The sequence below is a fragment of the Telmatocola sphagniphila genome, from assembly GCF_018398935.1.
GTDB classification, from domain to species: domain Bacteria; phylum Planctomycetota; class Planctomycetia; order Gemmatales; family Gemmataceae; genus Telmatocola; species Telmatocola sphagniphila.
This window is the reverse complement of sequence record NZ_CP074694.1, coordinates 2060895-2076686: the sequence shown is the minus strand read 5'-3', so window position 1 is coordinate 2076686 and position 15792 is coordinate 2060895. Positions and strand designations below refer to the sequence as shown.

General features: G+C 55.8%; 13 protein-coding genes. 2 read left to right on the top strand and 11 right to left on the bottom strand.

All coding sequences use genetic code 11. The features are described from left to right. Nucleotides 1–11: 11 nt before the first annotated feature. From KIH39_RS08325 to KIH39_RS08275, 11 genes are all read right to left on the bottom strand, one after another. Nucleotides 12–443, bottom strand: a complete 432-nt coding sequence (locus KIH39_RS08325) for a hypothetical protein (protein ID WP_213498873.1) — start codon at nucleotides 441–443, stop codon at nucleotides 12–14. Nucleotides 444–759: 316 nt separating this feature from the next. Further along, nucleotides 760–5268, bottom strand: a complete 4509-nt coding sequence (locus KIH39_RS08320; RefSeq protein ID WP_213498872.1) for a bifunctional serine/threonine-protein kinase/formylglycine-generating enzyme family protein — start codon at nucleotides 5266–5268, stop codon at nucleotides 760–762. 528 nt (nucleotides 5269–5796) lie between these two features. Next, entirely contained in the window at nucleotides 5797–5952 is a 156-nt protein-coding gene (locus KIH39_RS08315) for a hypothetical protein (protein WP_213498807.1), read from the bottom strand. 50 nt (nucleotides 5953–6002) lie between these two features. Next, nucleotides 6003–7349 (bottom strand): hypothetical protein, encoded by a 1347-nt coding sequence (locus tag KIH39_RS08310; RefSeq protein ID WP_213498871.1) that lies wholly within the window; start codon nucleotides 7347–7349, stop codon nucleotides 6003–6005. A 96-nt stretch (nucleotides 7350–7445) separates the two neighbouring features. Further along, complete coding sequence (locus KIH39_RS08305; protein ID WP_213498870.1) at nucleotides 7446–8324, bottom strand: DUF6744 family protein; 879 nt, start codon at nucleotides 8322–8324, stop codon at nucleotides 7446–7448. Between the two features lie 105 nt (nucleotides 8325–8429). After that, nucleotides 8430–9800, bottom strand: a complete 1371-nt coding sequence (locus KIH39_RS08300) for a hypothetical protein (protein WP_213498869.1) — start codon at nucleotides 9798–9800, stop codon at nucleotides 8430–8432. A 16-nt stretch (nucleotides 9801–9816) separates the two neighbouring features. Then, nucleotides 9817–10947: an AAA family ATPase gene (locus KIH39_RS08295; protein ID WP_213498868.1), complete on the bottom strand. Its 1131-nt coding sequence runs from the start codon at nucleotides 10945–10947 to the stop codon at nucleotides 9817–9819. A gap of 74 nt (nucleotides 10948–11021) precedes the next feature. Further along, nucleotides 11022–11216, bottom strand: coding sequence for a hypothetical protein (locus KIH39_RS08290; protein WP_213498867.1), 195 nt, complete (start codon nucleotides 11214–11216; stop codon nucleotides 11022–11024). A gap of 29 nt (nucleotides 11217–11245) precedes the next feature. Beyond that, nucleotides 11246–11527 carry a hypothetical protein gene (locus tag KIH39_RS08285; RefSeq protein ID WP_213498866.1) on the bottom strand — a complete coding sequence of 94 codons (282 nt, stop codon included), beginning with the start codon at nucleotides 11525–11527 and terminating at the stop codon, nucleotides 11246–11248. A 773-nt stretch (nucleotides 11528–12300) separates the two neighbouring features. Then, entirely contained in the window at nucleotides 12301–12609 is a 309-nt protein-coding gene (locus tag KIH39_RS08280; RefSeq protein WP_213498865.1) for a hypothetical protein, read from the bottom strand. A gap of 315 nt (nucleotides 12610–12924) precedes the next feature. After that, nucleotides 12925–13164 (bottom strand): helix-turn-helix domain-containing protein, encoded by a 240-nt coding sequence (locus tag KIH39_RS08275; protein WP_213498864.1) that lies wholly within the window; start codon nucleotides 13162–13164, stop codon nucleotides 12925–12927. Nucleotides 13165–13243: 79 nt separating this feature from the next. Here KIH39_RS08275 and KIH39_RS08270 point away from each other — a divergent pair, with 79 nt between their 5' ends. Continuing rightward, entirely contained in the window at nucleotides 13244–14191 is a 948-nt protein-coding gene (locus tag KIH39_RS08270) for a GYF domain-containing protein (RefSeq protein WP_213498863.1), read from the top strand. 368 nt (nucleotides 14192–14559) lie between these two features. Next, nucleotides 14560–15732, top strand: coding sequence for a serine hydrolase domain-containing protein (locus KIH39_RS08265; RefSeq protein ID WP_213498862.1), 1173 nt, complete (start codon nucleotides 14560–14562; stop codon nucleotides 15730–15732). Nucleotides 15733–15792: the final 60 nt, after the last annotated feature.

Genomic DNA, 15792 nt, shown 5'->3' with positions numbered 1-15792 from the left:
CTGATTGTCTTTTAAACGATTCCTAGTGGCTGCGGTTCTTTAGGAAAGAGTCGATCGAGTAGCGGGCTTTCCGCTTTGGGAATCTTCAACTTCTCTAAAAGCTGGGCGAAACAACTTTGCCCCACTTTTGCCCACCGGTTAATCTCTTCAATCGTCTTCTGCAAAGTGTACTTCGACAGATACAACCGCAGCGATTCCAGAACGCTCTTGAGCACCGTTTGCCGCCGAGCTCCGATTAGAGTCTTATTCGTGCGACCCGTTTTTCGAGCCTCCGCGGGAAAACGCAACGTCCGCTCCGCTTCGTTATTCGTGCCACCAATCGATTTCATCTCGCCATTGGGTTGTTGCACGGGCGAGGCGGTCACGAATTCGAACAGTTGCTCCGCCAACACCAGACGCATGACCTCTTCGTTCAGCAACCGGTAGGCGTCTTCCAGACCCATCGTCTTCGACAGTTCGGCTTCACATATCGGTTGAACTGCACCAACTGTGCGACAGAGCCCCTTTTCGACCGGCGTTTACACTCGCCCAGCACGAAGCGGTGATTGCGAGGGAATTTGCCGGTGTGATTGCATGACCACAGAACGAAGTCGTAGGTCTTTGTGATCACGGTCAATTCTTCTTGACCTCGGGGAACGGCCATCATTACTACCGATACTGTACAAATTGTCAGATAAATACAAAATTTGAAATTCGACCCCTACGGGGTAGGCATAAAGACAAAATCTAGAAGAAACAAGCAGTAAAACAGTAAAGATACTAAGGAATAAAAGTCCTCACTAGACGAAAACCGAAGTCGTAGTCCCGGTTCGTCGGCACATCGTAGGGACGGCTGGCAGAGCGGACGTACGACGCTTGAAAGCGGAACGAGCCCCCACGCAGCACACGGCTAAGTGTACTTTTGACCACTATTTTGTCCGTGGCAACTTCCTTGTCCTCGACCGCTTCCTCGCCTTCCACTTTCGGATACTCCTCGTAGGCTTCCTGGCACCATGTGAAGCAGTTACCCTGCGCGTCGAACAGGCCGAACTCGTTCGGCTTCTTCCGACTGACCCGTTGGAGCCGATCCCCGGAGTTCTTCGTATACCACGCATAGTGGGTGAGCAACTCGTCCGTTTCGCCGTAATAACGGCTCGTCCCAGCCCCCGCACGAGTCGCGTACTCCATCTCCGCTTCCGTGGGCAGGCGATACCCATTAAGACTCAGATAGTTCTCTCTTAACGCCACATTCTGTGGTCCCTTGATCTCATAACACTCCTCCAAGCCCTCCTGCTTGCTGAGGAGGTTGCAGTATTTCGCCGCCATGTACCAACTAATGCCCACTACCGGAAGATCGGGCGAATGCGTGAACTTCTCGCCGATCTCGTAATTGTCCTTCGTCAGGCTCCGGTATTCCGCAAGTGTCACCGACTTTGAGGCGATGGCGAAGGACCGACCGATCCGCAGCTTGTGTTGAGCCTCTCTCTCTGCCCGATCCTTCTCGGTCTTCGGTGAACCCATCACGAACTCTACCGGGCCGGGGACCACCACCATCGTCTGCCCCTGCGTGTTGACGTACCACTGTGGTGGCGTCTTCTCCTTGTCCTTCGTCATCAACTTCTTTATCCCGGCCATTCTCTTGTCTCGCCCCTCTCCGTCCTTCGCCCATTCTTCGTTCACCTGCGTCAGCCACGCCTCCTGCTTCCACGTCCGCAGTAGCCACTCCGAAGCCGCATGAAGGCCGGGGTCGCTCGCCGTCCGGTACACCTCCTGCACCTTCGGTAGAACGGCCTTCCGGTCGTTCGGCGTGAAGTCCATCTCGCCGAATTCGCCCAGGCTCAGGAGCAGCGCCCGGCGAATGGTGAGGTCTGTCTCCTCGTCGAAACGCATCACGATGGCTCTGGCATCCGCACCCAGAGGACTCAGGCGATGGATCAAATAACTCCGCGCCCGTGGGTCGGGGCCATGCTTCAAGAGCGGCCACACCTTCGCCGGTTGGTTCAGCCGCAGCAGGGCTACCGCCGCATTCGCCTGCCGCTTCGCAAGCGTTTCTCGCTTGCCGTCCGATGATGGCAAGTTTGGCGGGAGCGTCTTGTCGATCTCGCCGGACAGTAGGGACAAGCCCTTGTCACCTTGTTCCTTGAACTTCGCATAGATCACGGCGAACTGCTTCTCATCGGCATCCATGAGTAGATCGGCCAGGACGGGCGGCTGGTCGGCGGCGTAGTCTGCCAGGAGGTTCGTCGCCAGGGAGCGTTCCGCCGTCCGTTCCGACTGGTGATCTCGGAAAATGTCGGACAGTCGAGGGAGCAGCCGGTTCTTCACCGGGCGGAACGCTTCGCTCCAGAGGCCCAGAAACACCGGATTCTCCATGACCAGATCGTTCACCACAAGTCCACCCGCCGTCGCCCACTTCTGGCCCTCGGGGTCGTACTTTGCCAGTGCCGCCGCCGCCCGGAGCCGTTGGGATTCTTTACCCTTCTCTGGCTTCTCCACCACCACCCACAGCTTGTCCCGCAATTCGTCCTTGTGCGGGGCCAGAGCGTCACGGACCACCGGCAGTTCGTGCGGTTCGGCGTCGAGCAACCGACCGTGCAGGTAAGCGACCTGAGCGGGCTCCACCGGCAAGAGGGCGAGGCTGGCGTGGAGCTTCTGGCGGGACTTCGCCGCCGCCTTGTCGTTCTCCTGACGAAGCAGCTCATCGGTCCACTGGCGGTACTTCGTCATCTCCTCTATCACGCCCGGCACCTGGGCCGTCTCTGCATCCAAAACCCGCTGCACCAGCCCGGCGGCGTGGGTGGCCTTCTGCTGCTTGACCACTCGTTCACGAACGGCCAAGCCCGTCACCGTGGCAACGGCCAGGAACACGCCGAGAACCGCCCCCCTCACAGCGTGCAGCCGGCCCGCTCTCGCCATCATCTTCTTCTGCGGCAGCGTCCAGTTCTTCTTCGTGGTGTGCCACCGGATCGTGAACCACTGCGACAGCGACGGAAGTTGCCGGTTCTCGGGGCGGGCGGCCCACACCGCCGCGCGATCCGCCAGAAGCAGTTCGGCCCGACCTTTTCGCGTTTCTTTTTGTTTGCGAGTGAGCCAATCACGCAGGGAAGGTACCAGATAATCATGGGTGAGTTGGTAGTATCGGTCGCCAGTAATCCGGGGAACATTATCGCTCGGCACGAATTCAGCCTGGTTTTTGCCTTCCGGGTCGGTGGGCGTGAGGAGGCGAATCTCACTATCGAGAATTCGCAGGAGATCTTCAAAATCTTTGGGCCGACTGACGTAACCGGAAGCCTCCAGCAGTTCCTGACGGGAGCGCATGTGACCTTTGATGTCAGTGCCAGATTCGGGTAACAAAGACTTTAAAATCGCTCGAGCCGCTTTCTGGTGATAGCGATGTTCCGGGGGAGCGGTCCCCGCACTGAAGGTTTCCTCCAGGAAGGTCACTCCCACCCCAGCCGTACCACCGACTTCTTTCAACGAAACCGGGGTCCAGTGTTTGCTTTTCATCATTTCAGCAAAGAGCGATAATCGCACGGAAATGACTTTGCCTTCCTGAGCAAGACCGCTGACCGCTTGTTTCAGGAACTCTTTTTGTTCTGAGCTGACCTCGCCACTATTTTCAGGGAGTTTGCCAAACGCTCGACCGAATGCAGCAAGGACTTTTTGGGCATGATCCAGGTCGAAGAGATCAGACAGAGCACTATTCTGACCTTCTAACAGACGAATTTCCAGTTCTCTGAGAAAGCGGCTTACCGCAAGCCAGAAATCATCACGAACCATCACTACGCACTGCAATCTGCCACCGTCGCATTGGCGTAAAGCCTGCACCAGCTCGGTATTCTGCTCTTCTTTTTTGGCATGCAGCCACTGCTCGAACTGGTCGAGGACGATGACCACCTTCTTGCCCACGGGGATGCCCTGGCCCCGGCGCAACGCAGCCAACGTCTCCTTCAGCGGGCGATTGTCCAACGCTGGCAGCTTCTTCCGCAGGCCGTTCAATAATCGCGTTTCGGTTTCTTCGGCGGTCGCTTCGACATAAACTGCGATCACGTTTTCGGACAGCCGTGGCAACAACCCCGCCTTCACCAGCGACGACTTGCCGCACCCGCTTGGCCCGTAGATGAGGCCCACCGTGAAAGTGCTGTCGGTGTCCAGTTCCTCGATTCGGGTCTTCCAGAACCGCAGGCTGTCTGGCAGCCCGTCACGGTCCCGTGGCCCCGGCAGCAGTTCGAGGAAGAAGTCGGCGTCGTGGGCGTCGAACGACCGCAACCCCTTCGGCACGATCTTGACGAGTTGGTGGTCCGAGGTCGGCGTCGGCGGCGTGACGGCCTTTCCCGATCCACCCCAAGATGAGGGCGGTGGCACGACCGGCGTGGCTGCTGGCGTCGTGATGCTCTTCGTGCCGGGCTGTTCGGCCAGAAAGTGCCGCAGGTCGTCCGCGAAATCCTTGGCCGTCATGTACCGCTCGTATGCCCGTTTCGCCATCGCTTTGAAACAGATTCGTTCCAGTTCCTTCGGGACGCCTTCGTCCAGTTGCCGCAGCGGACGAGGTTCGTGGGTCACCACCTGATCCAACAGTTCGGCCTGCGAGTCGGCCCGGAACGGCTGGCGTCCGACCAGCAGTTCGTAGAAGACGACGCCAAGACTGAAGATGTCGCTGCGGCCATCGACCCGGTGGCCCTCCCCCCGTGCCTGCTCGGGAGACATGTACGCGGGCGTCCCGGCGTAGCGTGGCCCCTTGTCCACTTCCCGCTCCCGCAGGGCCAGCCCGAAGTCGGCCACGAACGGCTTGCCGCCCTTGTCGAGGAGCAGGTTGCCGGGCTTGATGTCCCGATGAACCAGACCTTGCTTGTGAGCGAAATAAAGTGCCTCGGCCACTGCCGCCACCAGTTCGACCACCTCGTGCTGTGACAGACGGGTCTGCTTGAGCCGTGCGGCGAGGTCGGTCCCGTCGATGTATTTCGAGACGATAAAAACGGGGCAGTCGTCGGTGCTGCCCACATCATGTACGGGAACGATATTTGGATGATCGAGATTGGCTACCGTTCGTGCTTCCGCCAGATAGGCAGCAGCGTCCTCGGAACTGCTGATCCGCTCTTTGTGCGGAACCTTGATCGCAACGGACCGTTGAAGTTGCTCGTCCATGGCTAGGTAGACGACGCCGAAGCCTCCTTTTCCGAGGACTTTTTGAACGCGGTAACGACCAATCAATTGGGGAAGTTGATTAGTGTCGGCTGGCTGGGGATTGCTTTTTTCGAAGTGCGGAGCGGTTTCGTCGATGTCTGACATTTCGAACTTCGTCCATCGATTGTGGGGTTCTATCGGCATAGAAATTGTAACGTTTTTTTTGGACAGTAGCCAAACAGAAAAGCTGAAGGGGTCTTCAAGGGAGTAACATGCACGCGTTAACTGGATTGCAGCGTAAAAAAGAGGCTTTGAGAGTTTCCGCAAAAAACTTGAAGGGTGCGAAACGAAACCGACGGTTCTTGCCTGGTACCTGAATTTCAGTTTTCGAAATGGAGAATTGAATAAAGTGCGAAAATCTGAAAAAACCACTGGGAAAACCGGCTAACTTGGGGGAGAGAAAAAATACGGTTCCGTTAACTCGTTCTTCGACCATTTTTCGCTGAAAAGTGAAAAGCTCCCCGAATTGGACTCGAACCGGCGACCGTCCGCTGAACACTCGGTTGTTCCGGATTAAATCCGCAGTCCATCCGAGGATCGCTGATAGCTAAAGCAAGGAGTCTCTTTGTTTTTGTTGAATCGAAATATACCTCCCGCGTTCCTGAACACTCTTCGGAACGCGGGAGGCGGGGACTATTTGCGGATATTGCCCGCAACGAAATCCATGAAGAGCAAGAAGGCCAGCGTACCCAGGACAATCGCCGTCGATTGAAAGAAAGCTCCGACTAAGATCGCTATCAGAAACGAGCCCGACATATAGGCCGCATTCAATTTGTGCTTCGCACTCATGCATTTTCTCCGATAGGGTTGGAATGAAAAAGAATCGAAGTTTCGAACGGTTAAAGAAATGGATCGATCATGGCTTCGGACGGAGTATTTACACCGATGCGCTCCGATTTCCGGCGAGGAAGCAACCGATGGAGCTCTTCGCTTAAATAGGTCAATCGCTCCAGCAGGGCTTGAACTACCGATTGCAGGGAGTTCGCTTCTTCCAGAAGACCGGCCAGAATCGCCGAACTGAAGTTCCTGGCCCGATCTCGTATTCTCGTCGAAGTATTTTTGCCGCTCATCGCTCGGGCAGTCTCTCCCAACTCCACCTGCAAGGCCTCTGGACAAGCCGCGATCACCGAGGTTTTACCCAGCGGCATGCAGACGAACCTTCGGCTGCCCTGCTGGCAGACTATCGGTTTATCGGGATGAACGATCTGGAACTCCGAAAAACCCAACTGCAAGGCTCGCTGCAGGTAAGCTCGATCCAAGGCGAGACTCATCGGATTCCCTTCCACCTGAGAGCGATTGAGGTGAACTTCGGTCGTTTGCAGACTTTCGGTTCCTCGAGCCCGAATCGCAACGTGACCGTTGAGTTCCACCGTCACCGGTCGATGCGGATCTTTCTCGCCCGGCAACTGCTTCAAGCACTGAGCCAACCCGTGCGATTCTCCCGGGTCTATCCTCCAGCGCGTCGCTTCCAAAGAGGCAGGAATCGCTCGATGGACTTCGGGATAACGGGCTTCCGAGGCGATTAGCAAGGCGATCATCCAAGACCCCAAGCGGAACCAGAGGTGCGTTTTTGTACGAGCGATTTCCAGTCTGTCCGCCGAGAGTTCTTCCGCAGCGAAGAGTCCAGACCGGGGGATCAAGACCTCATCGTCCCAAGGAAAAGCGAATCCCGATTCGATGAACAGTTGCCTGGAGTCGGTACCGATGACCTCGCCCGTTCGGCCGCGCAACTGGATGTAATTGGCGGCGTACCGCGTCGCTTCGGGGCTAGCCGTCTTCATCGCCTCGGCTAATGCTTCCCGCAGACGCAGGTCCATCGGCGTCCAGACATCGGGTAAAGGCAAGCTTTCGACGCTGGCGAGAATCTCGTACTCGCGAACCTGCGGCATCGGGCCCGAACTCCAAGCCACCCGCAACTTCTGATGGACCAGGGCCACAATCTCGACGACGCTGTCGTCCGAGCCGGCGGTATCATTGAACACGGCAAAAGGAATGGTCATCTGTTCTTCGGCAAAGGAGCCCGGCAGACGGTAAATCGCCGTGACTTCGCCGACCGAGCCCTGAATCGTAAGTCCGCTCGGATCGGTCTGGAGCAAGAGGCTAGTCGGAGCTGGGCAGCGGGTCGCTCCCAATTTCTTGAATAGGCTGCGTAACTGCCGGACTTGCCGACGCTGCAAATGAATCATGGTTTTCTCCCGGTAAATCGTGTTGGAGTGAAAGGGCGAGTAGGTGGGCAAAGGGCGAATCAGCAGAACTGCGAATCAATTGAAAAGCCAGTCGAACTAGACCAGCACCGCTTCCCGCTCGGCGGCCAGACTTTCAACTTTCTGACGGAGCTTTCGGGAGGCCGTAGCCAGAGAGAGTTCCAACTGATGCTTTTGATCGGCCAGCAACGCGGCGTAGGCTTCGACTTTGAACTTGGTGTTGCGAATTCGCTCGGCGGCTCGCTCCACCGTATCGGGCCGGGTGTCTTCGCCAAACGATTCGATCGCTTCCTCGTGTTCGGCAATCAAAGACGCTAATCCCGAGGCGACTGCTTCTTTCACTGAGACATCGCCGCTGGCGGTTCCTTCCGGCACCGGGAAGCGCAGCATCTGACCATTCAGCTGCTTCAACAAGCTCTGCACCCGATCGATGAAGCCGGCATGCAGCTGCGGCACGAAGTAGGCTCCGCCCTGGGGTCGAATCGGGAAAAGATCGGCTTCCCGTTCGAAGAGCTTTTGCACAATCCGGGTAATATCGCTGCCGGTCCGCACGGCAATGCAGCGATCCAGCTCTTCCTGAGCTAGCAGAGCCAGTTCCCGTTTGTCGCAGTGCACCTGCCCGGTCTTCTTGGTCAGCGTCAGAAGAGTTTCGAAGTCGTAGCTGAAGCGGTCCCCCTGTTTCGATTCCTGGGTGAACTGGAATTGAATCGAGACTTCATCTTCGGCAATCTGCCGAATAATTCGGGCTTCCGACAGCTTGCGACAGGCCCGGGCAAAAGCGTGCCGGGGCGCCAGCTCCCGGGCCACGCTTTCATCGAGTCCGACTTCCTTCAGGGCTCGGATCAAGTCACTGTGCCGGACGCTGGCCCCGGATGCGGTCCAGGTGATGATCTCACCCAATAGGCGAACACCCGGGGTCACCTTAGGCAAGTGGTTGGTTTTGATCAAAGCACTCATAGAGAGTTCCTTTCACTTCAAGACTGAGAAATAAACAGAAAAAAGCCTGCGGAACCTTTCTCAAAAGAAGATCCGCAGGCTTTCACAACAAATGAAAAAGCCGGATTAGATCGACAGTACAGAACCGAGGGCGGTCTCGGTGACTTCGAGCGACTGGACCAGATGGACTTCATCGCTTAGCGCCGCCAGGTCACCCGCGGTCTCGGCTAAGACCAACGAAATCACCCGCGCCGAAACCGAGCGCTTCCAGGCCAGGAACTTCTGCTGCAGTTCCAGAGGAATCGAGCAGATGGCATCGGTCAGGATCAAGACATCGGTAATGCCCGCCGGAGCCCAGAGCTGTTCCACCATCCAGGGCAGTTCGACAATCGGAACATCCAAGGTCGAACCACCGCCCAGGAAGGCTCCCAGCCAGTCGAGCACTTCCGATTCGTCCCAGCGGGACGGCGGCAAAGACAACAGCCGTTCGCCGGTATCGCCCGAATAGGCGATCAAACCACACCAGCGACGCTGCTGCCGGGCGATCCAGGCTAAGGCCAAAGCCAGAGCTTTGGCCGTTTGCACTTTATCCCCAGCCATCGATCCCGATTCATCGATGACCACCACGATCGGCCCTTTGCCCACCGGTTCCAAGGACTGGTAGTCCCGGGCCAGGCACTGCCTTTCGGCCAGACGCCGCAGGGTATCCAGTTCCAACTCTTGAATTCCCAAGCGGACCAACTCGTGCGGCAGCAGTTGGGCCAAATCACCGGAGGTAGTCACTCCGACCAAGTCGTCCTGACCGTGCGCACATTTGCGACGCTGGCTCGACTGGGCCAGTCGCCGATAACGACCGGCCAGTTCGCAGATCCTTCGCAACGTGGGGTCCTGACGGACCCGCTGAAACAGTTGAGCGATCGCCTTAGGATCGACGGAGCCCGGCGTTCCCGGACCGAGCCCGCCGCCGAGAGCAGTAATCGCTTCCCGGCACTGGTCGACCTCTTCCCGAGCGGCCAGCACCGCCCGGCTGACCGCTTTTAAGGTGGCGATCTCGGGTTCGGCCGTGGCAGAAGCATTCCGCAGAGCAGCGAACTGTTCAGCGAAGTGCAGGGTGGCAATCTCGGAGGACACTTCATCCAAACGGGTCCCGGCGTGCAACGCTTGGTACTCCGGGGTCTGGAACAGCTCGACCAGGAAAGCCCGGCGGGCCGGATCCTGGCAATCCTCCAACAGCTGCGGTTCCGGTTCAAAAGCCGCCGTGTGAAAATCCGCGATGGCGTACTCGTCCAAGGCGAACGTTTGCAAGCGGGGAGAATCCCGCAGCAGATCGCTGCCCCGACGCAGCCCCCAGGGATCGACCTGCAGTGCGGTTGGATTCGCGGAAGGAGCAGAGGGAGACGGAGCGGAATGGAAAGGGGAAGAAGTTTCGGCATTAGAAGCTGTTGGCGGTAACGGGCGATCGAGATCGAAGAGTTTACGGAGTTCTTCGGCATTCATGGTTTTTTCCTAGAGGTTAGATCGCCTCCAGCGAGGCGAGTTTGAGTTGTCGGAGCTGTTCGCGAACGTAGTTCCGGGTTCGGGTGACCCGGTCATTGGACTTCAATTCACTCAGCTGCTTGTCGATCTCGCCGAGCTTGGCGGCGGCTTTGGCCGTCTCGGGCAGCTTGCGGACATCGGTCGAGGAGAGAACCTGCTCGACTTCTAACAGAAGCTGATTCAACCGCATGCCGATGGGATTGGCGATGCGGGCAATCACTTGAGCGACCTTGGCGGGCTGTTCTTTCGGATCGTCCCAAAGAACATGCGCGGCTACTTCCAGATGTTCCGGTTCGACCTGCTCGGCCCCCTGCAAAAAGGCATACGCCTGCACGATGCCGACCGCCTTGAACTGGCGGCGATCGCCCGGCTGAACGCCTTCTTTAGCCAGGTCTTTGAGAATGGTTTCAAAGGCTTCCTGAGCCGGAATCGACCAGGGCAATTCTCGGGCATAGCGGCGGGCGGCTTCCAGATCGCTCGGTTTCAAGTGCACGGAGACCTTGGGAGTATGCTCCCGATTCCAGAGCAGCTTCTTCCGACCCGCCTGCGAGCGAATCGGGGATAAACTCTTGCGCAGAGTGAAGCGGTCGAACAGCGCGGCAAGTTCCTGAGCACTCTCCGGAGCCGGCCATTCGTTGGAAGCCGCGACGCAAAGCTTGAGGGGGACTTTGCGTAAAGAACCTTCGCCGGCATCGAAGGTCCGTTCATTGAGAATCTTCAGAAGGGTATTCAGGATCGCCGAGGAAGCCTTGAAGACTTCATCGATGAAGGCGAAGTCGGCTTCGGGCAGTTTACTCGTGGTGATCCTCTGGAAGCGGTCTTCCTTCAGTCCCTGTATGGATATGGGACCGAAGACCTCTTCGGGGACGGTGAACTTGGTTAACAGGATCGAGAACTTGGAGCCGCCGGTGGCTTTCAGGAGGGAATCGAGCAGCAGCGATTTGGCACAGCCCGGAGGCGAGACCAAGAGCAGATGCTCTTGGGCGATCAGGGCGGTGAGGCAGAGATCGATTTCTTCGTCGCGTTCGATCAGGCCAGAAGCCAATTCCGAACGGAGCAAAGCGAAATGGGCCTGCAGGGCCGCGCAGTCGGGAACGAGGGTTTTCATGGGATTATTCCTGTGTGAGATTGGAAATTAGGCGAATAGAGAGAAGACAATTGGGTAGACACCGCGAGGCGGCTCTACCGAGACAGCTTAAAGACCACCGAATCGAGAGCCCGATACTTCCGGAAGAAATGCAGCAGAGTTCTTCGGAGCAGGGCCTGGAAGCGGGTGCGATTCAATTGCCGACGGATTCTCTGCACTTCGGCTTCGGCCGTATCGGCGAGGATCAGAAACGACAGATGAAACTCTTCGAGCAAAACGCGTCGGGACATCAGAAATCCTTTTTGAAAGGGAGGAAGATTTAGACCGGGCAAGAGCTCAGGCGTTGTCGTACTGTGGCGATAAACAGTGGGATCTGCTGGATAAAACGCGAGGCCGGCAAAGGTCGGGATTGCCGGAAATGCTCCCAGGCCAGGGCGACCACTTCGGCCACGGCATCTTCGCGATCGTGCGGAGAGGCCAGATCTCGCAAGGCGAAACGAGCCTTCGTCTCCAACAGGGGCAGAATCGTCACGAACGCCTGCTGGCGAGCTTCGAGCGACAGCACGGGAATAGAAACAGGAACGGTCATCGGAATGAGCATGAGTAGTCTCCTGAAACGAAACAACCGCCGGGGGTCGGTGGTTGTCGTGGATTGAAAAGGGGTAAAGTGGTGCCTCAAAAGAGGCTCACCGGAAAGAAGCCAAAGCTAGACTTCCCTCAAAGGTACTGACGCAAAAAGGCTGGGAATTTAGAGAAGATTTAGAGGGCTCCAATGGGATAGCCATTAGGGAGATTCGAGTATCGCGGAACTACTGACACTTTGGTAATCTTGAGATACGCCCTGTGCCAGTAGGCTCTTTGAATAGGGCAGGCCGAGCTGGAGTTCCCCTGGCAGAAGAGCCGACGAATGAAGCGGCAATAAAGGACAGCTTGTTGAAAGAGATATCTTTTGAAGGAATCCTCCATTTACGGGGATTGACATCTTGGTGGGAGGCTCTTCCCTTCGGCACAAGCTCCAAGCGAGGGGCACTCTTCACAAAACTTTAGACACCATCGAGCAGATCATAAAAAACACTATCACGGCGTCCTATTGTTTCGTTTGCGTGAGAAACGAAGTTTGCGAAGTTTGCATTTCGGACTGTAACCGAGCCTCGAAATCAGGTTCGGACGGCCGAAGCGATACGACTGACAGTGGTTTCTATCAACGTTTTCAGAGCCAGTCGAACTGGAGCGATACCAGTAAACCAGTTGTACGCGTACTCTCAGGAGTGGATAAGAGTCTGATAGTACGAGCATCCTGACGCGCACCTCCGCATCCGTGTGGAGGCGGCGTGTAGTCCCCATCTGTTTCGCGACCAAAAATATCAGCAATTTCTATTCATTCATCTTCATGACAAAGTTAATGTCGTATTCCTTATTCGTCGCTCGAATTTGGTTTTGCCACCGACGCAACATATCAATTTTTGATACCTTTGTGACGATCGGCGCCTCGGTAGTTTTGATCACATCCTGAAGCCGTTTTTCAGCTTCATCGGACGACTCGAAGGTCTCCATACATGTTTTGGTCGTGGCATTCGAAATGAGTGAAGAAATCAATCCGAACGGATGCGGACAATTAGATCCAAAATAACAAATCGCGTAATGAAGCTCTCGAGCTTCTTCTTCAAGAATAGGACTTTTCATAACAAAAAACTCCAAGGGTTTTGGAGGGAGAGAGAGCCTCAGCTTAAGCCATTAGGTCAAACGATGCAAGGGTTTTTGGCTGTAGAAAAAATTCTCTTTCCAAAAAGCCGTCAAAATTTCCAACTGGTGTGATTTAATTGGCGGAATCAAAGGTTGGCAGAGCCTGGTTCTTGGTTGGAAGCGGAGGGGCGAAGGCAAGAGGCTCTACATTACTTCTCCAGGAGGTTTAATCGCAATAACTAAGGATCGGTAAACCTCAACACCCTCTAATTGCATTCGAGGAGAAAATACCGACGCTGGAGGAAAAAGGCGGAATTAACTTCGTTCGACGTAGGCAAAAAGTTCCGAGATCTTCCAAGCCAGAGCGGCGGCCAGCTTTTCGATATTCACCAGACTCAGATTGCGGGAGCCCCGTTCCACATCGGACAAATAAGTGCGGTGGATGCCCGCGGCCGCGGCGAGATCTTCCTGCGTGAGTCCCAATTTCTCGCGTCGGAATTTCACCGCGGTGCCAAATCGTTCTTGAATCCCGGGGATGCGTTCTCGTTTCACCATTGAAACGAGATTAATCTCGTGTAGACTTTAAGTGTATCGACTATGAGTGACAATCGAGCACTTTTAACCGAGATTCGCCATGAATAGTAGTTCTCTGGCCCCCGTTCAATACTGGCTCCTGATCGCCGATTTGCCCACGGGTCCCTTTACCGTGGAACAAGTACACGCTGAGATTTCCGCCGGGCGGGTCCATGGGGACACGCGCGCCAGTCTGGTCGGCGGTCAGGAGTGGCAACCGTTACGACAGTTCCCCGGTTTCGGAACGCTCGAGGAAAAGCCCCTTCCCAAACCTCCCACTCTTCTCCAGAACAGCCCCGCACCACTCGTCCCTTACCCCAAGAATGCAACCTCGGGATCTCCAACCCTTCCCACTTCCCCGCCCGCACCCGATCGATTGTCGCTGGCGATCTTCCTCGGCATGGCTCTCGGAACGCTCGGGATTCTCGGCTGGCTGGGGTATCAAGTCAATGAATGGTTACGGCCTTATACCCCCATGGAGGTCTGCCAGAAATTGCAGGAGGCGAAAACGCCGATCGAAGCTAAGAATTACACCACACCCCGGATGCAAACCTGGATCGAACAACTTTACAAGGAGCAAACCCCCGAGGATCCCAACGACCAGTTCGAGTTCACCCGCGAAACCGATGGTCCCCAGCCGGGGATCAAAATGGTAGGCTTTCGCGGCTCGACCTGGTTTTCGGAGGTGGGCCAAAGAAAGAAAATGGAGGGGTACTTTCGGTTGATCCTATCCAGCGGTTGGAAGATCGACGATATGGTCTTTACCGGAGTCGAGGGAATGGCCTTGGAGAAACCCGTTTCGATCGTTGAACTCTTTCAGAGTGAGGCCGCGCGAAACGCAGCAAGCAAGTTCAAAAGTACCAATCAGGGGACTTTGCCGCCGGCGCCTCGTCGAGGTCTGGCGGGGGCCTACGATAGTATCCAGAATCAGCTCGGCTGGGGCCGTTTCTTCGTCCTCCTGTTGGTAGCCGGCGGTATCCTTGGGCTGTGGGAAAAGATCAAGAAGTAGTGCGTCTTCTAGTCTCCGCCGGCGTGTGCGAAGCCTCCCAGGGATCTGGAAAGGACGTGGTGGTTTACTTTAAAAAAGAGCAAGTTCTTGGGAGTCGTTGACTCCTTCCGGCAGGGCAGCGATTTCTATTGCATTACCTATTCCATGAGCAGTTTGCGAAAGTTGAGATTTGACTCGATTCTAAGTTGGAGTTCGCCAAAAGCGCGATCTAAAATGAAAGCATTTTTATAGAGGCTTCACGATTTTTTAACTCAAAAACTCCTGGGTCTTCCCTTTGAAGGAAACGCCGGTCTTTCTAATCTGAAGGAAAGCATTTTGAAAAATCCAAACCGCCAATTCGCTTCTTTCAGTTGTTAGGGGGAGATTCGATGAGGACGCTGAAAATCGGCAGTTCGCTTTTCTCTTTACTGGTCCTCCTCTCGAATGCTTTTGGCCAAGAACACTCGTCCACCGGAAGGGCGGGTCCGGGGCTGGAGGGGATCGATAAAGTCCTGCAGGAGACGGTGCAGAAGCACAAGATCGCCGGTGCTTCCCTGGCCATTAGCAAAGATGGTCGACTTGTATTCGCCAAGGGTTACGGCTGGGCCAATATCGCCGAGAAAACTCCGGTGGAACCGAGGACCCTTTTCAATGTGGCCAGTTGCACCAAGCCCTTTACCGGAGTAGCCATTCTCAAATTAGTGGAAGCGGGCAAATTGAAATTGGACGACAAGGCCTTTCGGATCGTCAAATCGATTAAACCACCGCCGGGCGTTAAAGTCGATCCCCGCTACTACGAGATTACCGTTCGCCAGTTGTTACATCATGCGTCGGGACTGCCCCGGGATGGCAAGCATAAGCGGGACGCCGCCGCGATTGCCGACTTCATCAGCGAAAATATGCGAGATCCCCTGGAGTTTGATCCGGGTACGAAATCCGTTTATTCCAACCTGGGATTCCTGTTACTTCGGGAAGTGGTCAAGGCGGCGGCCGGAGAGGACTACGAAAGTTACACCATCCAACATGTTCTGACCCCGGCGGGAATCAAGGATATGCGCTTGGATACCAAAGAGACCGGCTACTTTCCGAAAGAGGCGCATCGCTATGTCGGTTCGGAACGGAAAGAACTCCCCGGAGGAACCAAAAATCAAATCAAAGGAGACGGTTGTTGGATCGCCTCGCCGATCGACTTTGTCAAGTTCTTGACCGCCTTGGAAGGAACTCGGGGCAAACCGCTCCTTACCAAAGCGTCCTATCGGGAAATGCTGGCTCCGTTGCCTAGTCTCCCCTCCAAGGATAAACACAATGGACTGGGCTGGGATTCGGTGATCGCCGAGAAAGAGGGTAAGTACCTCTATGAAAAAAATGGCGGGATCGCCGGGATCGCTACCTATATGGAACACCTGCCCAGCAATGTGGATTATGCGGTATTCTTCAATACCAGCGCGGATAAAGAGGATTCGGAGAAGCCGGACGGGGCGAACGCTTGGAGAAAAGAACTCATCGAGGCGATTCGAAAACAGGAACACTGGCCCAAGATTGATCTTTTTGAGAAATTCTAATTATTTGTGCAGGAAAAAACGGCTTCCGGCTCTCAATCGCCTTTCGATATCTTGATTCTG